The 18,333-nt window shown below is 33.6% G+C and carries 16 protein-coding genes; 6 read left to right on the top strand and 10 right to left on the bottom strand.

What is annotated here, in order from left to right; genetic code table 11:
- The first annotated feature begins 48 nt into the window (after positions 1-48).
- Positions 49-486 carry a hypothetical protein gene (locus tag A6M14_RS01745; protein WP_152873170.1) on the top strand — a complete coding sequence of 146 codons (438 nt, stop codon included), beginning with the start codon at positions 49-51 and terminating at the stop codon, positions 484-486.
- A gap of 8 nt (positions 487-494) precedes the next feature.
- On the opposite strand, the gene A6M14_RS01740 is transcribed toward A6M14_RS01745, so the two are convergent.
- Positions 495-1,883, bottom strand: a complete 1,389-nt coding sequence (locus tag A6M14_RS01740) for an aminotransferase-like domain-containing protein (RefSeq protein WP_152873168.1) — start codon at positions 1,881-1,883, stop codon at positions 495-497.
- Positions 1,884-2,017: 134 nt separating this feature from the next.
- On the opposite strand from A6M14_RS01740, the gene A6M14_RS01735 reads away from it, so the two are divergent.
- Entirely contained in the window at positions 2,018-2,881 is an 864-nt protein-coding gene (locus tag A6M14_RS01735; RefSeq protein WP_152873166.1) for a DMT family transporter, read from the top strand.
- Positions 2,882-2,900: 19 nt separating this feature from the next.
- Here the strand turns inward: A6M14_RS01735 and A6M14_RS01730 are convergent, their stop codons facing one another.
- Together A6M14_RS01730 and A6M14_RS01725 are read right to left on the bottom strand one after the other, a co-directional pair.
- Positions 2,901-3,491, bottom strand: a complete 591-nt coding sequence (locus tag A6M14_RS01730; protein WP_152873164.1) for a uracil-DNA glycosylase family protein — start codon at positions 3,489-3,491, stop codon at positions 2,901-2,903.
- A 39-nt stretch (positions 3,492-3,530) separates the two neighbouring features.
- Positions 3,531-4,241: an SGNH/GDSL hydrolase family protein gene (locus A6M14_RS01725; RefSeq protein ID WP_152873162.1), complete on the bottom strand. Its 711-nt coding sequence runs from the start codon at positions 4,239-4,241 to the stop codon at positions 3,531-3,533.
- Positions 4,242-4,467: 226 nt separating this feature from the next.
- On the opposite strand from A6M14_RS01725, the gene A6M14_RS01720 reads away from it, so the two are divergent.
- Positions 4,468-5,796 (top strand): alpha/beta hydrolase-fold protein, encoded by a 1,329-nt coding sequence (locus A6M14_RS01720; protein ID WP_338325161.1) that lies wholly within the window; start codon positions 4,468-4,470, stop codon positions 5,794-5,796.
- Between the two features lie 71 nt (positions 5,797-5,867).
- Here A6M14_RS01720 and A6M14_RS01715 read toward each other — a convergent pair whose 3' ends face one another.
- From A6M14_RS01715 to A6M14_RS01690, 6 genes are all read right to left on the bottom strand, one after another.
- Entirely contained in the window at positions 5,868-6,914 is a 1,047-nt protein-coding gene (locus tag A6M14_RS01715; protein ID WP_152873158.1) for a fatty acid desaturase, read from the bottom strand.
- A 183-nt stretch (positions 6,915-7,097) separates the two neighbouring features.
- Positions 7,098-7,403, bottom strand: coding sequence for a hypothetical protein (locus A6M14_RS01710; RefSeq protein ID WP_228720319.1), 306 nt, complete (start codon positions 7,401-7,403; stop codon positions 7,098-7,100).
- A 134-nt stretch (positions 7,404-7,537) separates the two neighbouring features.
- A complete protein-coding gene (locus A6M14_RS01705; protein WP_152873154.1) occupies positions 7,538-8,281 on the bottom strand; it encodes an SDR family oxidoreductase in 744 nt (247 codons plus the stop codon).
- A gap of 39 nt (positions 8,282-8,320) precedes the next feature.
- Positions 8,321-9,016, bottom strand: coding sequence for a histidine phosphatase family protein (locus A6M14_RS01700; RefSeq protein WP_152873152.1), 696 nt, complete (start codon positions 9,014-9,016; stop codon positions 8,321-8,323).
- Complete coding sequence (locus tag A6M14_RS01695; protein WP_152873151.1) at positions 9,013-10,134, bottom strand: phosphotransferase family protein; 1,122 nt, start codon at positions 10,132-10,134, stop codon at positions 9,013-9,015. Before A6M14_RS01695 ends, A6M14_RS01700 begins: the two co-directional genes overlap by 4 nt.
- Positions 10,135-10,243: 109 nt before the next feature.
- Positions 10,244-11,485, bottom strand: coding sequence for an acyl-CoA dehydrogenase family protein (locus A6M14_RS01690; protein WP_152873149.1), 1,242 nt, complete (start codon positions 11,483-11,485; stop codon positions 10,244-10,246).
- Between the two features lie 91 nt (positions 11,486-11,576).
- On the opposite strand from A6M14_RS01690, the gene A6M14_RS01685 reads away from it, so the two are divergent.
- Positions 11,577-12,494 (top strand): LysR family transcriptional regulator, encoded by a 918-nt coding sequence (locus A6M14_RS01685; protein ID WP_152873147.1) that lies wholly within the window; start codon positions 11,577-11,579, stop codon positions 12,492-12,494.
- 78 nt (positions 12,495-12,572) lie between these two features.
- Here the strand turns inward: A6M14_RS01685 and lpxB are convergent, their stop codons facing one another.
- The gene (lpxB, locus tag A6M14_RS01680) at positions 12,573-13,742 is read right to left on the bottom strand and encodes a lipid-A-disaccharide synthase (RefSeq protein ID WP_152873145.1); all 1,170 of its coding nucleotides are present in this window, start codon (positions 13,740-13,742) and stop codon (positions 12,573-12,575) included.
- A gap of 260 nt (positions 13,743-14,002) precedes the next feature.
- Here lpxB and A6M14_RS01675 point away from each other — a divergent pair, with 260 nt between their 5' ends.
- Complete coding sequence (locus A6M14_RS01675) at positions 14,003-16,078, top strand: TonB-dependent siderophore receptor (RefSeq protein ID WP_152873144.1); 2,076 nt, start codon at positions 14,003-14,005, stop codon at positions 16,076-16,078.
- Positions 16,079-16,468: 390 nt separating this feature from the next.
- A complete protein-coding gene (locus A6M14_RS01665) occupies positions 16,469-18,028 on the top strand; it encodes a PepSY-associated TM helix domain-containing protein (RefSeq protein ID WP_152873140.1) in 1,560 nt (519 codons plus the stop codon).
- The last annotated feature ends 305 nt before the right edge of the window (positions 18,029-18,333 follow it).

Here is an 18,333-nt window from a genome sequence, read left to right as displayed (position 1 = left end):
CATATTTAATTTAATATTCACACTTTATTTATCTCCCTTTTATTTGTAATGCAATTCTTTGATTTAAGTCGCCAATTTAATTTAAGTAATATTTTAACGCCCTTTCAGACTCTAGAAGATTTAAGCCAGCAAGAATGGTTTTTATCTAAAGTTCGTGTAGATCACGACTGTGAAAATGATAATGAAGTTTTGGAAGGACAAATTGTTTTAAAATCCAATCATAATATTCAAATTGAATTGGAATGGTTAATTCAAGATACAGGACACGAATTACAAGTATTATTCAAAGGCATTGAAACACCAGCTAACCATGAAACATTAGCTATTGTAAAAGGTGCACAATTAGTTGATGAAAATGAACAAAAGCTTTCAACACAAGCTTTAATTTTATGGATCGACGGCACACTTTTAACAATGATTCCAGACTTGCGTAAAGAAATTAAAGCCCGCTTAAACCTTTGGGATTATGTGGAATACGATCATTAATTTTGAGCTTAATTTTCTTGCTGTAATTCTTGAATAGCATTGGCAAGTACATCAAATATTTTCTTATCTATACATTGTGCAACGTTAAAACGCATATAATTTTCAGCCCCTTCAGATTGGCTAAACGCATTTCCAGGGGCAAGAATAATATTTTGTTTTAAGCATAATTGTGAAAGCTGAGAAGCATGAATACCTTCAGGTAATTTACACCAAACAAAAATCCCTGCTTTTGGAATAATCCATGGTTCAATGCCTAATTGTTCAAGTTTGATTAAGGTGTCTTTCGTGAGCTTAAGTAGCTGTTTTTTAAGCCAATCAATATGTTTAGGAAAACTTGTATCCATGAGAGATTGATAAATAATCTCTGCATTTAAATTACTATTACTAAAATTTGTTGAAATTCTTAAATCAATTAAAGAATCAACAAGTTTCAAATTAGAAATAATATACCCGCAACGTACAGCAGCAGATAATGTTTTTGTGTAGCTTCCTATTTGAATCACATGCTCAAAACCCGCTAAAGATGCGTATCTTGGTGCCGGTGTATATTCAAAATCTGCAAATATTTCATCTTCAATAATCATTAAATTTACTTGTTCAGCTAATTTTGCGATTTGATATGCTGTTTGTAATGAAAGAATCGCACCTGTAGGGTTATGTATACCTGTATTGGTTAAATAAATTTTAGGTTTCAAACTGAGTGCTTGCTTAAATTTTTCAATATTTGGACCATGTTCAGTAAATGGAATAGTTACCGCTTTTAAATGATGAGTTTTTATTAACGTTTGAAAGTTAAAATAACAAGGATCATCAATTAAAATGACATCACCTGCTTGTAATAAAAGCCTAAAAATCAGGTCGATGGATTGTGTTGCAGAATCTAAGATAAGAATTTGATTTGGATGAACTTTTAAATCATATACTTCTTTTTTTCGTGCGATAAGTTGTCTTAGCGGTAAATGACCATGTGGAACAGCATAATTCATTAATAAAGATGTTTCTGATTTTGCAACGAGTTTTAAAGCTTTTCGAATAGTTTGTTCAGGCATCCAATCTTCAGGTAGCCATCCACAACCAGGTTTTAAGGCATCATTAGATGCTTCCAAAGCTTGCCTTGAAATCCATAATGGATCAATTTCTCTTTGATAATTAAATTCTTGCTCAATGTAGTCATAGCTCGGTCTATGACCCAATACATAATAACCAGCACCAATTCTTGATTCTAAAATACCTTCGGCAACAAGACGTGCATAAACTTCAACAATTGTAGATACAGAACAATTCATTTGTTTTGCAAATTGACGTACAGATGGCAGCCTTGAGCCTGTAATCAAACTTTTATTGGCTATTTGTTGCTGAATAATTTCTGTAACAGATTCTATTTTCGTTTTAGTCATAGTTTGATTTCATGCTTTTTTAAAATTGTACTGTAATATCTACCATAACAGTTACTTTAAATTGTATTGGATTGTATATCCAAATAAGATGATCAATATCGTTTAATCAGCTTGTGATTAACGAGTATTGAACAATGAATAGTACTAATGACGGTTTTTTATATGGTTTTATTGGCGTTGTAATATTTGCAGGCTCACTACCTGCCACACGTATTGGTGTTATGGATTTTAGTCCTGAATTTATGACATTTGCTCGAGCATCTATTGCAGGAATTATTGGATTAATTTGTTTAATTGCGACAAAACAAATAAAACCTAATTATCGTCAATTTAAATCATTACTTATTGTTGCTTCGGGTGTTGTGATTGGTTTTCCCCTGCTTACTGCTTTGGCTTTACAAACCATTACCGCAGCAAGATCAATTGTTTTTGTAGGAATGCTACCGCTTTCAACTGCTATTTTTGCCGTGATTTGTGCAAATGAAAAGCCTAAACCTATATTTTGGCTATTTGCAATTTTAGGAAGCTCTTTTGTTGCAGGTTATATGCTGCTACATGATCAAGGGCAAATTTTACAAATAGGTGATTTGTACATGATTGCTGCGGTTTTAATTTGTGGTTTAGGATATGCAGAAGGTGGAAAACTTTCACGCGAATTAGGTGGTTGGCAAGTTATTTGTTGGGCTTTAACCATCATGCTCCCTATTATGCTTGTTCTCTCATATTTATATGCACCTATAGATTATTCAGTCGTTCAAATTGGACCAATATTAAGCCTTATTTATGTCGCATTATTTAGTACGCTAATAGGCTTTTTCTTTTGGTATAAAGGCTTAGCTATAGGTGGAATATCCAAAGTTGGGCAAATTCAGTTAATGCAACCTTTTATTGGTATGGTTTTATCGGCAGTAGTTTTACATGAAAATATTGACCTTGCCATGATTGTAGTGAGTATTGCTGTTGTTATATGTGTTGGTTTAGCGAAGAAATATGCTTAATAAAAAGAAATAGGCTTACTTATAGTAAGCCTATTTCTTTAAATAATACATTATATGCTTCAGCTTTCTTTTCTAAAGCCAATGGATAAGCACGAGATGAAGAAGGCATACGGTATAAATTTAAAGCTCTATTATTAAAAATGCATGTAGATGACTGACCAATTTGTGGTTTCAACACTCCTTCAGGCATAGACAACATTAGCGTGTCTGTTGCTTTATCACCTGTAGTAACAATAGAAAAACAGTTTGGCATTTCACTTAATAAAGCTTTTATATTCGTTACTGTTTCAATTTGCAGGAACTTATCAGCAGCATTCGCTTGTAAACGTCGTACCTGATACGCCGTATCAAAAATACCAATGCCTTTTTCATTTAAAAATTCAACAATTTTATCGAGATGGAAATTTTTATTTGGTAAATCTAAAAAATAATCTTTATTTTGAAAAAAACAAATTCCAAAAATACGCCACATATCATTTTGATAATTCGGATAATAAAAATCCATTTTCCAACGTGTTTTAGGTGGTGGAAAACTTCCGAGCATAAGAAGCTTACCGTTTTTTGGTAAAAATGGCGCTAAGGGATGTGTTTCAATTTCAATATTCTGCATATTTATGCAATCATCATTTTAAATAAGCACTCAGCTATATTAAAAGTTTTTACGGACTTTATCAGCGGCTTCTTTTGCCCAAATTTGATAAATTTCTTTACTTGGATGAAAACCATCATGTGCCATGGGTAAATTCAGATGCTGATATTTTACAATATCGTATTCAATCCATTCTAAATACGCTGTTTTTTCTACTAGTTTTTGTAGTTCTTCATTCATTTTTTTCGAATATTGACCAAATAACCATCCTAAAGGATTGGGTAATGCAGGAAATAGATTCATGGGTGGAACACCTGCTGCAATCACTAAACTTGGTTGAAATTTATTTTGAATAAGCGCATAGAGCTTTTCTTGTTTTTTTATCCATATATCTGAAGACATTAATTTAGTCACATCATTTACACCAACAGATGTAAGCACTACATCAAAATGCTGATTAGGTAAGGCTTCTGTTGCACGTATAATTTGAGATGTCGCATCACCAGATTTTGCATGAAGTTTCCATGTAATTTCATAATTATCTTTCAATTCTGAAAGCACACCACCAAGCAAAGCATCTTCTTGTGTTTTTACACCAACACCTGCTGCTGCAGAATCTCCCAAAATTAAAATCGAAAGCTTTTTCCCTTGTCCTGTTATACCCTCACGGACACCTTCAGGTTCAGGCAAACGTGGTGTATTTTTCTTCACTTTTTTACCTTGAATAATCAGCGCAGGGATTAAAGCGATGGTGGCAGCTTTTAAAAACATATCAGTTCTTTGGAGTGATTTTTATAGATAAATTGTATGATTTATCATGATTATAGACATTGACCGAAGTGTCCAAAAACCACAATAAATAGCTGATTATTCATTTATTTAAATAAAGCTCGTTATTCTTAATAAGAATCATTATCATACTTAAGTTTGCTTTATGAGTTGAATATATATGCTTAAAAAAATGAGAACAACCCTATTCACTAGTATATTAAGTATAGTGAGTTTAGAAATTTATGCGGAAAGTTCATCAACAAGTTTATTGCAATATGCTCAGCCATGTGAAGATGTAAAACCTCAAAGCAAACTTCTATTAAATTTACAGAATCAAATTAATATAAACTATTTAAATAAAGAAAAAATAATCGTTCAATTTTGGAAAAACATTGAAAAATACGGTGCACCAATGATTGAACGTATCGATTCAAAACATAGCCGTATTATTTATTTATGGAAAGGTGCTCAGCAAAATGTTCGTTTAATAGGTGGTCCTAGCAATGACCACGAATGGTTAACACGTTTAAAAGATACGGATGTTTGGTTTAAGGAAAGTATTGTAGATAATCGCTTTATTGGTAGTTATAGTTTTGCTGTGGATTTACCTAATATTGATGGATATTTATCTCATTATTGCCCACATTTAAACGTAACTTTAAAAGAATCTAGAGCTCAACGCCGTGCTGTATTACAGGTTCAAAAACTAGATCCTTTCAATAACAAAACATTTTTAGCTGTAGATGATTCATCACAATTACGAAACGAAAATATTTTAGCTTTATCTAATGTTCCAAATTTTGTAGATCCGCAGAATTATCCTAAACATAAACAGCCCGAACTTGTAGCATATACAGTACATAGTCAAATATTAAAAAATGATAGAAAAGCCTACATCTATAAATCTAAAGCTATAAAAAATAAGGACTACATTACGGCTATTTTTTTCGATGGAGAAGAATATGCCAAACTTTTAAATGTTTCAAAAGCCCTTGATATTTTAGTACAACAAGGAAAGCTTCCTCCTATTCAAGCTATATTTGTTGCGCATCCGAGCAGCACTGAACGACCGAAAGAATTAACCCCAAATGCTGAGTATTCACAATTTTTCCGTGAAGAACTTATTCCTTGGGTAGATCAACAATTAAAAAATAGAAATAAGCAAAAAACCGTGATTTTAGGTTCAAGCTTAGGTGGATTAAGTTCTGCTTATTTAGGCTTACAAAATCCAAATGAAATTAGTCATATCGTACCTTTATCAGGTTCATTTTGGTGGCAAGAAAACTCGAATGATTTACCCAATGGTATGAGTAAAATTATTCGTGAACAAATAATTCAGCCACCACAACATTGGTATATTTCAGCAAATACATATGAATCATCACGTAATAATAATGAACTCAGCATTTTGGAAACTGCACCCATTGTTGCTCAAGACTTAAAAAGTAAAGGACATGATGTCACGTTTAAGTATTATGTGGGTGGTCATTCTTATGCAATTTGGCAAGTCATTTTACAAGATGCTTTAATTGACTTTTTTGCTGAAAATAAATGATATTTAGATAAATATGCAATAAAAAAATCCCGCTTTTATTACGGGATTCTTTATTTGAATATACTTAATTTTTAATTCCAACGATTCACTCGTTTAAATGTTCCAATATCATTAAAACGAACACCTACTTCTTTCATGACTTTATGTGCTGTTTTAGCTGTTAATTGACGTACATAAAATGGCTCTTTTACCACAAAATGATGAATTGCATGCGTAGATCCAAAATTACAGCAGAACAATTGGAATGGCATTAACCACCAAGGATTTAACACTTGAGTTTGCTTAATGACATCACGTGGGTCGATATCACCATAATAATGCATATTCGAGCTAATAAATTGCAAACTAAATGAGCGTATAAAATTAGGAATAACCCAAACAACAGCTAAGAAATTAATGACAGGCATGGCTTTAATTAGGCTTGTAGACCAAGTAATGCTCTGACCCAAAATTGGTGCAATACCATTTGCTACGTGATAAATAACAAAGATATACCACAAACCGTAGTAAATAACGCTTAATGGTATAAAACCTAATAATTGAGAAATGACTGCAGATTTACGTTCCTTTTCAGGCTGTTTTTCGATAAAAAGACCAATCATTTTATACATTTGAAATGGGCGTAAATATACCGTCATTAACTGGTCACTAATGACCAAAATACGACGAATGCCCCATGGCATGCCATTACTAATGCCACGTTCTTCTAAGTCGTATTCGGAACCTGAATATTTATGATGATGTAGATGTAAACGTCTACGTGTCCAAGGATTAACGGTATTTGGACGAGCCAACCAAACTAAAGCCATCATTAAATGATGTGCCCATGGTTTTTTCTTAAAATACATATAATGAATTAAATCATGTTCTAATTCATGTGTTAAAGATGCAAATATTGCAATTAAAGGAATACATGCCCATACAGGTAGATAATCATAAGCATAACCTACTGCACATAAAACCATACCTACAAGCGCAACAAATAAAATGCTCGCGCCAATAAAATTTTGATGTTTAAGAATAGGAAAACTTTGACGTAAATCTTCTCCTGCTTTCATCACAACAGATCTGACTTTCGAGATTTTTTGTTGATCTGTCATTTCTGAAGAAAAAGACATATGGGTGAACCTTAAATTAATGGACAGTTGTACATTAAAGTATTTTAATAAAAATGAAACGTGTTTTAATTAAATACATAATCATTTGATTATCTTTTCATCACATTGATTTTAAATTAGATTTTTTACTCTAATTTACTTCGTATATAAAAATGCCTGTAAAATTTACAGGCATTTAAAAACTTAGCGACGCATATTAGGCTTAAAGTTTATATCGCATTTTCCTGCAATATTTTTACCGTTCAACTTTGCAACAACTGCACTTCCTTTCGCTTTTGCTTTGCATGCATTTTGAATTGCTGGATCACGTGAAGCACTACGGTCTAAAGCATTTGGATTTGTTGCTTTAAAGCCAATTTGACAAGTTCCTTCAATCGTTCGATCGCCATGTTTAGCTGTAACTTTGCTATTAACAGCTTTACCCTGACATAAATTGCCAAAATCTGGACGTTTTCCTTGTGAATCTGGCGCTGCATTTGCAGTCGTCATTATCAATAATGCTGTAGTTATTACAAATATTGCTCTTTTCATTTCAAAATCCATTTTATATATGATATTGGTTATCATTTATTATAAAGTGGAAATGTGAAGATATTCGTAAGAAACTTATTTTTATGAAGGAATTAGCCTAATTTATTCACCAACTTCAAAGGCAGTATTTTCATCGCTAAACCAATAGGCAACCAAGGCCATTTAGGTACATAGGCTTTAACGGGTGCTTTTTCAATTTCAGCTGCTAATAAGCGAGAGCCTGTTTTTTCATCAACCTCAAAAGGTAATTTTTTAGCACCTTCATTAATTTCAGTACGGATATATCCAGGGAAAATGGTCGTAACTTTAATCGGTGTTTCAAGTAGTTCAGCACGAATTCCTTCAGCCAATGCAGCAACACCCGCTTTACTTGCACCATAAGCCGTTAAATGTTTTGGCATTCCACGAATAGCACTCATAGATGAAATAACCACTAAATGCCCTGCATTTTGTTCACGAAAAATTTCTACAGCAGCTTCGCATTGTGCTAATGCAGAAATAAAATTAGTTTCAACCGTAGCACGGTTTATTTCAAACCGACCTTTACCAATACGACGACCATCACCAATACCAGCATTCACGATGACACGATCAATATGTCCAAGTTCTTGTTTAAATGCGTGGAATACTTCAAAAACTTGCTCATAATTGGTCACATCAAGTACTTTTGTTGATACTTGAACGCCAAATTTGGACTCTAACTCTTGTTTTAATGCCTCTAAACGTTCTAAACGTCGCGCACAAATAGCCAAGTTATATCCTTTTTGTGCAAATTCACGTGCCATTCCTGCACCAATTCCTGAACTTGCACCTGTAATTAAAATTGTTTTTGTCATGGCGATATCATCATCCCTATATTTATATCAAAATGTTTATCAAACCCAAGTCAGCAATTGCGGATCTATTGCTTTTAAATACTGATGCTCATTCAAGCTCAAAAGTTGTGGTTCATTGCCCACTAAACGCAATGTTGTAATACTTGTATTGGCAATTGCCCAAGTCAATGCAAACGTTTTTTCTACAGATAAACCCAATAATTTTCCAATTAAAATCGAAATAACCCCTCCTGAAGTATAAACAACGGCATAGGGAGGTTTTGTTTCTATCAATTTCTCACAAAGACTATTTAGGGCATTTTCAACACGATTCTGAAATTCAGGCCAAGATTCATCATAATCTTGATGTTCATTTGCAGTCCAACGCTTAACTGCATGACCAAAAACTTCAGATAAAAACTGATGTGGATTTTCAGATTGAGCAAAGCTTTGTTTTAAAGCTTGAGGGTTTGAAAAGCTAGGATCATATCTTTCAAAAACTTGCTGATGATTAAATTCATTCCAAGCATCATTGGTTTCAATATTTACTTCAGGGAAATATTCAGCCAAAGAAATTTTTGCGGTTTGTTGATGTCTTTGCATAGAGCCCGCAACAACATAAGGCTCTTCTTTTAGTATTTTATCTAAATACTGCCCCAATACTTTTGCTTGAATTTCACCATTGGGTGATAACTTGTCGTAACTTTCAGCACCGAAAGAAGCTTGTCCATGGCGAACAAGGTAAATTGTAGTCATTTAGGCATTAACTCTTTAAATTTAGCGATATATTTTTGTGCAATTTCATTGGCTTCAATTTTTTGTAAACCAATGAGCTTCAACGCACGAATGTGTAAGGCATGAATAACAATCCAAAAATCTTTAAATGCAGGATTATTGGTTTGCTTATGATAATAACGGTAATAAATTTGCTGAGCGATCACGGCTAAACGGAATATCCCAAACACTTCATAGAATGTCCAATTATCCGTTTTTAAGCCTGTTTTATTTAAGTAATATTCAACAATTTCGGCACGCGTAAACATGCCTTTTAGATGTGTCGGTTGGCGACGTGTGGCTTTAAAAATAGCATTATCAGAATCTTCAACCCAATATGCCAATGCAGAGCCTAAATCCATTAAAGGATCACCCAAAGTTGCCATTTCCCAATCTAAAACACCAATAATTTTTGTAGGATCTTCAGGATCTAAAATAATATTGTCAAAACGCCAATCATTATGAATTACACACGTTTTTGAATCTTCAGGAATATGATCTTTCAACCAATTACGAACATATTTAAAAGATGGCACATTCAGGGTTTTGGCTTTCTTATAACGACTGTCCCAACCTTCAACTTGACGATGGCAATAACCATCCCCCTTGCCTAATTTTTCTAAATCTGTTCCTGCATAAGGCACTTGATGAAGTTCAATTAATTTATCAATGAAATTGCGACAAAGTTCTTGAATTTGGCTTTCATCAAAATTAATGTCTTTAGGCAAATTTGCGCGTGGAATAATTCCCTCAATTCGCTTCATGACATAAAAATCGCAACCAATGACAGAGTCATCCTGACAAAGTAAAAGCATTTCGGGTACAACGGGATAATATTCGGTAAGCGCGCGCTGTACGTGATATTCACGTGACATATCATGTGCAGATTTGGCTTTTGTTCCATTCGGCGGACGACGTAAGATTAAATCCGCATTTTCATATTTTAGGCGATAAGTCCAATTTGAAGCGCCACCTGAATATTGGGTAACTTCTACAGGACCTGATATTTCCTCACCATGTTCGATCAACCAATTACCGACAGCACGAGCATCAAGTTCTTCGCCATTTCGAACATTTCCACCAACATCAATTGCTGACATCTTTCTTTCCTAATACCCTAAAATTTCATTTTTTATGTTTAGTATCATTTGTTATAGCATGTTTTTTACCGCAAAGTCCTTTCAAAATCATGCTATATATCATCGTGCATTATTTTTTAGAACGTGTGCTGTATCCACGCTTAGCAAGCTCTAGTTTTGCAATCATGCCTTTATGTACTTCATCAGGCCCATCTGCTAAACGTAAAGAACGTGCTTGTGCAAAGAAACCTGTGAGTGGCGTATCTTGTGAAAGACCTGCGCCACCGTGAATTTGCATTGCCATATCCACCACTTTTTCTAAAACACTTGGCGCAACAACTTTAATGGCTGAGATCTCAGTCAGTGCAGCCATATTGCCCAAAGTATCCATTTTATAAGCAGCATAAAGGGTTAAAAGACGCGCTTGATCTATGGCAACTCGAGCTTCTGCAACACGTTCTAAATTACCACCAAGTTTTAAAATTTCTTTACCAAAAGCGGTACGACTCATGCCTCGATCAATCATCAATTCAAGTGATTTTTCCGCAGCGCCAATACAACGCATACAATGATGAATACGCCCTGGCCCTAAACGCCCTTGTGCTATTTCAAAGCCTTGTCCTGCACCGCCAATAAAGTTTTCTATAGGCACACGCACATTATTAAAACTGACTTCGCCGTGTCCATGAGGTGCATCATAATCACCAAAAACAGGCAGCATACGCTCTATTTTTACGCCCGTAGTTTCAATAGGAACTAAAACCATTGAATGTTGATGATGACGGTCTTTTGTTGCATCTGGTGTATGTGCCATAAAAATAATGATTTTTGCATTTGGATCTCCCAAACCTGAAGACCACCATTTACGACCATTGAGTACAATTTCATCACCATCAATAACGGCAGTCGCTTCCATATTTGTTGCATCACTTGAAGCAACAGCAGGTTCAGTCATACAAAAAACTGAACGAATTTTTCCATCTAATAAAGGCATTAACCATTGTTGTTTTTGTGCTTCGGAGCCATAACGCCAAAGTACTTCCATATTGCCACTGTCTGGTGCATTACAGTTAAAGACGATGGGTGCAATTAAGCTTCGACCTGAAAGTTCTGCAATATGTGCATATTCTTGAACAGATAAACCCTGACCCAATTCAGGACACGGTAAAAACATATTCCAAAGATTGGCTTGTTTGGCTTTTTCTTTCAGTATTTCTAATTGCTGTGGCCATTGCCATTTTGTCCAATCGGCACCAACATTTAGTGTATGAACCTCTTTCCAAAAGTCACTTTCAATGGGTTCAATTTCATCTTTTATAAATTTTTTTGTTCTTTCAAGATAATCTTGTGCACGAGCGGAAAGTTCAAACATCACAATATCCTTAAAAATATTTATATATATCCTTTACACACATTAACTCGAAACTTACTATGAATAAAATGATTTAACTAAATATATTGCTATGAATAATTTGCATAATAAAAGCGTCATTGATTTATCACTATTTCATAAAATAGATATCAATTTATATCCTTTATTTATTGCGATCTATGAACATAAAAACATCTCAAAAGTGGCTCAAATGTTGTGTATTAGTCAATCTGCCGCGAGTCATGCTCTACAAAGATTAAGACAACAATTAAATGATGATTTATTTGTACGTGCAAGTGGTCAAATGCTCCCGACGCCTTTTGCAGAACAAATTTATTCATCCATTAAAAAAGCGCTTTCGACCATTCAAAATATTTCAGTTCAGAAAAAAGTATTTGAACCGAATATGGTTCAAAGTTTAAAAATTGCGATACATGATGAAATTGAGCCGATGATTTTTCCCAAGCTCGTTCAACACTTTCAGCAACATAATTTAGACATTCAATTTTTAAGTAGTAAGTTAGATAGAAAGACTGTTTTAGCTGACCTTGCCTCTCAGCAAATTGATTTTGTCATCGATTTAGAACGTCATTTTGATGAAAAAATTCAGTTTACAGCGTTAATGTCAGATCATTTTGTTGCGTGTTCACAATTGAGTTTTATAGATCAAAATGTCTATTTGAACTCCCCTCATATTGGTGTTTCTTCACGACGCACAGGAATGTTGGTTGAAGATATTTATTTGTCTAAAAAGCAACATTCAAGACAAGTTTTTTTGCGCTGTCAGCATTATTCAACTGCCTTACAAATTTTGGAACAATATCCAAATGCAATTTTAACTATTCCTAAAAATGTACTGATGCACTTACAAGCTGCTGAAAATCTCAACTTTTTTGATGTTCCTGTAGACATGCCAGAATTGAATATTGGGATGTATTGGCATAAAGATTTAACTGAAAATAGTCGGCATATTTTTTTGAGGAAGGAAATCAATCAAATTTTTGCTTAGGCTATTTTAAGTCGACTTCTATACGCACAAAAAAAATCGAGTCTTAGACTCGATTTTTTAATTTAAAAGTTAAAACGTTCAAAGAATATTTAAAATTGCTTTCACCGGATCTTCACTATTTCCAGCCAATAACTTTTTATGCATCGTCAGATTTTGCATGACTTGTATTTGAGATTTTTCAACATCCATCAATTTTTCAATTTCAATTGCCAGTTTTTCAGGCGTGGCATCTTGCTGAATTAATTCCTTAATAATCCTCTTCCCTGCAATAATATTAGGTAAAGAATAATAAGGAATTTTTGCCAATAATTTAATAATAATATAGCTTAACCAATTCAGCTTATAAAATGTCACCATTGGTCTGTGTAATAACATTGCCTCTAACGTTGCAGTTCCTGAAGCTAAAGCAATGATGTCAGATGCATTCATCACCTGACGACCAATTTTAGATTCTGTATCCGTATTCTCCATCAATTTAACATTGGCTTTAAAATCATTAGGATATTTATTTAATAATGCTTCAATTTGCTGTTTACGTGCGTCATTAATTGCAGGAACAAGAAATATATATTCAGGATATTTTTTATAAATAATTTGTGCTGCGTCTAAAACTAAAGGTCCTAAGCGCTCAACTTCACCACGACGACTTCCTGGTAATAATGCAATATGCTTTTGTGCAATATCTAAATCTAATTCTTGTTTTGCAGAATTTAGTGGGTTTTCCAAAGGTAACTGGCTTGCAAGTGGATGACCAACAAACGCTGCAGGTACTTTAAACTTTTGATAAAAGGCTTTTTCAAAAGGAAATAAACATAAAACTAAATCAATATTGGCTTTAATGCCATGAACACGCCCCTGACGCCACGCCCAGACAGATGGACTCACATATTGCACTGTTTTAATGGGTAAATTCTTTTGCTTAAGGCTTTTAGATAAACGTAAATTAAAATCTGGTGCATCAATACCAATAAATACATCTACAGGATTTTTAGTCCATTTTTCAACTAAACCATCACGCACAGCAAATAATTTTTTAATATCTTTAAGTACTTCAACAATCCCCATTACAGACAGAATATCCATTGGGTAAGCGCTTTTAAAGCCTTCTGCAATCATTTGAGGACCACCAATACCTTCAAATTCGGCATCTATTCCTTGCTCACGAAAACTACGTATTAGTTTAGCCCCAAGCGTATCACCTGAGACTTCCCCAACCACAATTCCAATTTTAAGCTTTCGATTTTGCAAATCCAGTTCCTTATTTTATCTATGCAGATTGAATTGAATTTTAACATAGTCCTTAAAATTTAAACGAAATACAAATATTAGATTTAACCTATGCATAAAAAACACGCTCTTGTATGTCACACGAATCACATAAAAACATTGATATAGGAAAATAAAATTGCAAGTAGTAAGTTTAATTTACGTTAATAATAAACCTTCTATTCAAAAGATAATAATTATCATTTAAGATGATGCTGTTTAACATTACATGTATATAAGCGATGAAAACCCAATTAAAGCCTCTCATTTTGATGATGGCATGCATATCATCTACTACACTCATAGCTCACACAAATGCCTATGCAGATGATGAATTACCAAGTAAAACTAAACAAGATAATGATTCTGTTACCCTCCCAACAATTGTGGTTGGCGCAGCACAAAAAACAGGTGATAGTCTTCTTGATCAACCATTATCAGCAAATATTATTACTGAACAAAAAATTAAAGATGATGGTACAAAAAAACTAGATGCTGCTTTACGTTATGAGGCCGGTGTTTTATCGCAACCCTATGGTCTAGATAATAAATCTCAATGGTTTAAAATCCGCGGTTTTGATGCTAGTCAAACATTAGATGGTACAGCATTAGCGCCCAATGGCTTTTTTTTATGGGAGCCTGAAATTTATGGCTTAGAACGCTTAGAAGTTGTTAAAGGTTCTAATTCATTTAACTACGGTGCTACTGGTTCAGGGGGAAATGTTAACCTTGTATCAAAACGCCCAACGAAAACACCTCAAGGTGAGTTTAATCTAAGTGCTGGTAATTTAGATCAACGTGAAGCTAGTGCAGACTATAGTGGTTTACTCAATGAAGATGGCTCATTACGCTATCGTGTAGTCGGTTTATACCGTCAGGCAGACAGCCTTATGGATGGTGCTTATATGAAGCACTATTATTTTGCACCTAGTTTTGCATGGGATATTTCAGATAAAACTAATCTTACTGTTTTAACCAGTTATTTAAAGAAAGATGGTGTGCCTACCTCAGGCTTTCTCCCTATTTGGGGTACTTTAATTAATACGCCACACGGTACAATTAATCCTAAAGACAATTTAGGTGAACCAGATACAGATCGCTTAAAGCTAGAGCAAGTTTCTGCCGGTTATGAATTTTCACATGAGTTTGATAACGGATTAAGTTTTGCACAAAATTTCCGTTTTGGTCATATGAATAACTATTTAACTAGTACTTTCGTTTATGGCTCTGATAATGATCGCATCGGTAAGCGTGGTTATAGTCTTACAGATGGTACATCTGATACATATAGTATCGATAATCGACTCATTAAAGAATTTAACGCAGGAATTTTTACCAGTAAAATTATGGCGGGTATTGATTACCAAAAAAATAAAACAGATGGTGTAAATAATGGATTTGGGAGTGCTCCCGATATTGATCTATTTAACCCAGTTCATACACCTAATTTTGCTAGAACTGGTGATATTTATACCCAAGATACAAAACAACTCGGTTTCTATTTATCTAACCAAATGAATTGGAATGATTTAGTTGAAGTCAATGTCGGTGTACGCCACGATAAAGCTGAAGGTGAATCACAGCAAGGTGCTACACACGATAGTTATAAGGTAAATCACACTTCTTATAACACTGGTGTTATATACCATGCGCCATATGGTATTTCTCCATATATTAGCTATTCAACATCTTTCAGACCATTAACTGGGCAAGACGCTAATGGTCGTGGCTATAAACCATATGAAGGTGAACAATATGAAATTGGTTTAAAATACAAACCTACGTGGATTGATGGCGATATCACACTTGCTTACTTCGATTTAAAAGAAAAAAATGCACTTGTTGCTGATAGCTCGAACATTTCTGCTCAGGTTGGTAAGCGTACAAACAAAGGTGTAGAGTTACAAGCTAACTTAAATGTGACAGATAACCTATCTACACAATTTGCTTATACCCACAACAACTCTAAACAAGATTTATCAACTACAAGTACCATTCGCACTCCTGCTATCCCTAATGATCAATTCTCTGCAAAACTTCAATATTTATTCTTAGGGAATCATCCACTTGATGGATTACGTATTGGTGCAGGCGTACGTTATGTTGGTAGTACTGATGATCAACAATATTATGCGGGATATAAAGTAGATTCCTATACATTAGTCGATGCAATGGCAAGCTATCCTTTAAATGAACAGCTTAATATCCAACTCAATGCAACGAACTTAACCAATAAACAATATGTAAGTTCTTGTTCATTCTATTGTTACTATGGCACATCTCGTTCTGTAGATATGCGTGTAACGTATAAGTGGTAACTAAACTTTCTAAAATATACGGTCTGTAATTGCAGACTGTATATTTTTATTTCAATACTTCGCACCAATCACTATTCAAATGTTATAGAAGGTAAAATGATCAGTACAGACTCTAAGCATTGGCACGCTTTGACCATTTTTTATCGATTTTTCTTAGCATTTATCGTTGGTTGCCTATGTGCTAACTATTTTGCTTTTAATCTTACCTTGCTATTTCAATTCATCATGGGAAATGCTGAAGCAATTTATCTTGCCGCATTTATTACGATCTTCTTTTTTATTATTTTTGTTATTTATAGTTTTATTATTCAATCTCTAATGAAACTCACAATCTTCAGTCTCATTTTATTTAGCTTGCTATTTATTTTAAGCAAAACTTTAGGATAAATAATGAAAAGCTCTGCTCGTCAATCTATGGCATGGTTACATTCTTGGATCGGTCTTCTTTTGGGTTGGTTTTTATTTACTATTTTTTTAACTGGTTCTTTAACCTATTACCGCCATGAAATTAATTTATGGAGTCAGCCACAACTTGCCAATATGCAAGTCAAGCAAGAAGTAGCTGTTAATAGTGCATTAAATTATTTAGAAAAAAATGCATCAAATGCTAAAAGCTGGTACTTGCAAATTGCAAATGAAAATAACCCTGTAAATAAAATATTTTGGCAAACACAAGATGGACAATTTAATAGCAAAGTTTTAGATCCAAATACAGCAAAAGAATTAGAAGTCTCAAACAACCAAGCAGGTGAATTTTTATATTTATTTCACTTTCAGCTCTATGGCATGCCTATTTTACTTGCTCGCACAATCGTATCATTTGCTGCATTTATTATGCTCATCAGTTTAATTTCAGGGATTATCACACATAAAAAAATATTCACAGACTTCTTTACCCTTCGTGCTTTTAAAGGACAACGCTCTTATTTAGATGTACATAATGTTAGTTCTGTAATCGCTTTACCTTTTTTTCTGACCATTACATTTACAGGCTTAGCTATCTTGTTTTACCTATATTTCCCCTTAGGAATACAAAAGACTTATCCAGAAAATAATTTCCAATTTTTTGAAGAAATACGTAATGTAAAAACAATTGAAAACCCCAGTTTTCAAACAGAAAAAATGTTAAGTTCTATACAAATGCAAAATCTTGTACGGAAAAATATGGGCGATGTTTCTCTCAATATTATTACTATCAAAAATCCAAATACATCCGAAGCCATAGCAACATTCAGTGCATTAGAAGATCACACCATTACGCAGAATGTCGCACAAACTACATTCAATGCTGTCACAGGTGAAATTCGACCAAGCATTAAAAATCAAAGCGCTGTAGCTAAACTAAGTGCTGGTGTTTACGGCATTCATATGATGACCTTTGCACAACCCTTTTTACGAATCGCACTATTCATATCTGGGATTTTAGGCTGTGTGATGATTGCTTCAGGACTTTTGCTATGGAGCTTAAAAAGACAAATTCAGAAACACACTCAAGCATTTCATTTTGGGCATTATTTGGTTAATCGACTAAACATTACAGCTCTCATTGGCTTAGGAATTTCAATATTAAGTTTCCTTTTGACATATCGACTAAATTCAATATTTAAGCCTATATGCACAGAAACATTCGTATTCTTTAGCGCGTGGCTCGTATCATTTATTCTTTCATTATTTATTGCCAAACAGTATTTATGGAAAATATTTTTAAAAATATTCATTGTATTAGGTTTTACATTAATCATTGTAGATGCAATATACATATCAGAATTTTTAGTAAAAACAGCCCATTTCAGCTATTGGAAAATTGTTCGAATAGATATTTCTATTTTAATGTTTATCCTTTTTGCCATTTTTCTTTATAAGCGAATTGAGCCCATAAAATTCAAATCTCATGAAAAAATAAAAGCCAAAATTGCAAAAGATAAAGCGAATAATGGATATACAAAATGAAGATTTTTCTCCTCGTAATGAGTTTGTTTTTTATTCTTTTATCTACTTATGGCTTTTATTACTCAAGCGAAAAACAGTGTAAAAAAATATTAAATAGCCCATTAAAATATTTCTCTAAAAATACAAAAAGAACTAAAATTATATCAAGCTTATTTTTTATTTTAGCATTGATACTTTTAACATATGTATATGGTTTATCAATAGCTTTTTTAAGTATTTGGATTTTCACAACACCTATTTTAGCCATCTTTATTTTATTTAAAAACGATTTAAAACCTAAAATCAAAAATTAGGATATTGATCAT

The sequence above is a fragment of the Acinetobacter portensis genome, assembly GCF_009372215.1.
GTDB classification, from domain to species: Bacteria; Pseudomonadota; Gammaproteobacteria; order Pseudomonadales; family Moraxellaceae; genus Acinetobacter; species Acinetobacter portensis.
This window is presented reverse-complemented; position numbering and strand designations above follow the sequence as displayed.

Bases quoted from the DNA above. Each gene is read 5' to 3' on its own strand.
- A6M14_RS01745 (WP_152873170.1), top strand. From the start codon at position 49: ATGCAATTCTTTGATTTAAGTCGCCAATTTAATTTAAGTAATATTTTA.
- A6M14_RS01740 (WP_152873168.1), bottom strand. From the start codon at position 1,883: ATGACTAAAACGAAAATAGAATCTGTTACAGAAATTATTCAGCAACAA.
- A6M14_RS01735 (WP_152873166.1), top strand. From the start codon at position 2,018: ATGAATAGTACTAATGACGGTTTTTTATATGGTTTTATTGGCGTTGTA.
- A6M14_RS01730 (WP_152873164.1), bottom strand. From the start codon at position 3,491: ATGCAGAATATTGAAATTGAAACACATCCCTTAGCGCCATTTTTACCA.
- A6M14_RS01725 (WP_152873162.1), bottom strand. From the start codon at position 4,241: ATGTTTTTAAAAGCTGCCACCATCGCTTTAATCCCTGCGCTGATTATT.
- A6M14_RS01715 (WP_152873158.1), bottom strand. From the start codon at position 6,914: ATGTCTTTTTCTTCAGAAATGACAGATCAACAAAAAATCTCGAAAGTC.
- A6M14_RS01710 (WP_228720319.1), bottom strand. From the start codon at position 7,403: ATGACGACTGCAAATGCAGCGCCAGATTCACAAGGAAAACGTCCAGAT.
- A6M14_RS01705 (WP_152873154.1), bottom strand. From the start codon at position 8,281: ATGACAAAAACAATTTTAATTACAGGTGCAAGTTCAGGAATTGGTGCA.
- A6M14_RS01700 (WP_152873152.1), bottom strand. From the start codon at position 9,016: ATGACTACAATTTACCTTGTTCGCCATGGACAAGCTTCTTTCGGTGCT.
- A6M14_RS01695 (WP_152873151.1), bottom strand. From the start codon at position 10,134: ATGTCAGCAATTGATGTTGGTGGAAATGTTCGAAATGGCGAAGAACTT.
- A6M14_RS01690 (WP_152873149.1), bottom strand. From the start codon at position 11,485: ATGTTTGAACTTTCCGCTCGTGCACAAGATTATCTTGAAAGAACAAAA.
- A6M14_RS01685 (WP_152873147.1), top strand. From the start codon at position 11,577: ATGAATAATTTGCATAATAAAAGCGTCATTGATTTATCACTATTTCAT.
- A6M14_RS01675 (WP_152873144.1), top strand. From the start codon at position 14,003: ATGAAAACCCAATTAAAGCCTCTCATTTTGATGATGGCATGCATATCA.
- A6M14_RS01665 (WP_152873140.1), top strand. From the start codon at position 16,469: ATGAAAAGCTCTGCTCGTCAATCTATGGCATGGTTACATTCTTGGATC.